Source organism: Porphyromonas uenonis 60-3, from assembly GCF_000174775.1.
GTDB lineage: Bacteria > Bacteroidota > Bacteroidia > Bacteroidales > Porphyromonadaceae > Porphyromonas > Porphyromonas uenonis_A.
Window position 1 is genome coordinate 1 of sequence record NZ_ACLR01000152.1, and the last position, 2500, is coordinate 2500.

Here is a 2500-nt window from a genome sequence, read left to right on the forward strand (position 1 = left end):
GATCCGACTAGTCGGAAGTGTCTGACACGGTTTCTGGAGAGATGTACGGCAGGTAGCTTTGAGGGTTTCTTTCCTTCAGTAGCTTCAGAGTTTCTCAAAGGGGTTTCTGGCTCCGATGAAGCTCTCGAAAAAAAAACTTCTCCGAATATTTGGTGGTTTCAAAAACTTGTTGTACCTTTGCACTCACAACCCGCAAGAAAAAGCAGTTCGCTCTTCACACGTGAAGAGCTCATGAGCTGAGGCTCCTAACGAGGACTACGCTTACGGGAATTATAGAAGCGATCTTTGATATATTTCATAACTAAGCAATCAAAGTGTAGTGGTCTAGAGAGTTTCTAGATCAAGCAATACCTAAGACAATCAAAATCTAGGTCTACACTGCGAGGACAATAAGCATAATAGCACAATAATCATCTTAGAGACAAGGCTTGAGAGTAGCGCAGGCTACAAGGGTTTTGTATTATAACACAGAGAACAAACAAACAAAATACTAACAATGGAGAGTTTGACTCTGGCTCAGGATGAACGCTAGCGATAGGCTTAACACATGCAAGTCGAGGGGCAGCGAGATGTAGCAATACGTCGTCGGCGACCGGCGAATGGGTGAGTAACACGTATGCAACTTACCTCTTAGTGGTGAATAACTCGATGAAAGTCGGACTAATACACCATACTCTCCTTAGATCACATGAGAAGAGGAGGAAAGATTAATCGCTAAGAGATAGGCCTGCGTTCCATTAGCTAGTTGGTAAGGTAACGGCTTACCAAGGCAACGATGGATAGGGGGACTGAGAGGTTGACCCCCCACATTGACACTGAGATACGGGTCAAACTCCTACGGGAGGCAGCAGTGAGGAATATTGGTCAATGGGCGAGAGCCTGAACCAGCCAAGTCGCGTGAAGGAAGACTGCCCGCAAGGGTTGTAAACTTCTTTTGTATGGGATTAAAGTCGTCTACGTGTAGACGTTTGCAGTTACCATACGAATAAGCATCGGCTAACTCCGTGCCAGCAGCCGCGGTAATACGGAGGATGCGAGCGTTATCCGGAATTATTGGGTTTAAAGGGTGCGTAGGTTGCAAGGGAAGTCAGGGGTGAAAAGCTATAGCTCAACTATGGTCTTGCCTTTGAAACTCTCTAGCTAGAGTGTACTGGAGGTACGTGGAACGTGTGGTGTAGCGGTGAAATGCATAGATATCACACAGAACTCCGATTGCGCAGGCAGCGTACTACATTACAACTGACACTGAAGCACGAAAGCGTGGGTATCAAACAGGATTAGATACCCTGGTAGTCCACGCAGTAAACGATGAATACTAGATCTATGCGATATGACAGTATGGGTCTAAGCGAAAGCGATAAGTATTCCACCTGGGGAGTACGCCGGCAACGGTGAAACTCAAAGAGATTGGCGGGGGTCCGCACAAGCGGAGGAACATGTGGTTTAATTCGATGATACGCGAGGAACCTTACCCGGGATTGAAATGTAGATGCATGAGGCTGAGAGGTCTCTTCCCTTCGGGGCTTCTATGTAGGTGCTGCATGGTTGTCGTCAGCTCGTGCCGTGAGGTGTCGGCTTAAGTGCCATAACGAGCGCAACCCGCGTCGATAGTTACTAACGAGTTAAGTCGAGGACTCTATCGAGACAGCCGTCGTAAGACGAGAGGAAGGAGCGGATGACGTCAAATCAGCACGGCCCTTACATCCGGGGCGACACACGTGTTACAATGGTAGGGACAGCGAGCAGCCATCTGGCGACAGAGAGCTAATCTATAAACCCTATCCCAGTTCGGATCGGAGTCTGCAACTCGACTCTGTGAAGCTGGATTCGCTAGTAATCGCGCATCAGCCATGGCGCGGTGAATACGTTCCCGGACCTTGCACACACCGCCCGTCAAGCCATGGGAGTCGGGGGTACCTGAAGAGCGTGACCGTCACAGGAGCGCTTGAGGGTAAAACTGGTGACTGGGGCTAAGTCGTAACAAGGTAGCCGTACCGGAAGGTGCGGCTGGAACACCTCCTTTCTGGAGATACAAGACTTTGAGAGGTTAAGATACTTAAGGGAGCGATTCCTTAGGATTGAGATCTCATCAAGACCTATCTCTAAGATTGGTGCTATTTCTTCTTACAAGTCTGTCAGACGCAGTGAGGCATGGATGAGTGATCGTCAGTAGGTAATGCGAGCTACAATATATAGTAGCCGACACGATGAATAGAGTATTAGTTATGAAATCCATATAACATGGAGAATCGATGAAGCGAGAGCGACCCTGAGGCAACGCTCAGAGGCTGTCGGTCAGTAAGGCAGGCAGGGGATAGAGAGCGGTCTCGAGACGTCGTCCACGTGTAGAGCGATAAACCCATGATAGGATATACGTCCTAGGTCATGCTTAGGTATGATGAACTAGATAGTCCTATAGCTCAGTTGGTTAGAGCGCTACACTGATAATGTAGAGGTCGGCAGTTCAACTCTGCCTGGGACTACGAGTGACGACGACTTG

At 48.6% G+C, this 2500-nt stretch carries 1 tRNA gene and 1 rRNA gene; both read left to right on the plus strand.

The features are described from left to right. Positions 1-493 precede the first annotated feature (493 nt). Positions 494-2023: ribosomal RNA gene (locus PORUE0001_RS05075) — 16S ribosomal RNA — on the plus strand. A gap of 386 nt (positions 2024-2409) precedes the next feature. After that, positions 2410-2483 (plus strand) — tRNA-Ile (locus PORUE0001_RS05080). The last annotated feature ends 17 nt before the right edge of the window (positions 2484-2500 follow it).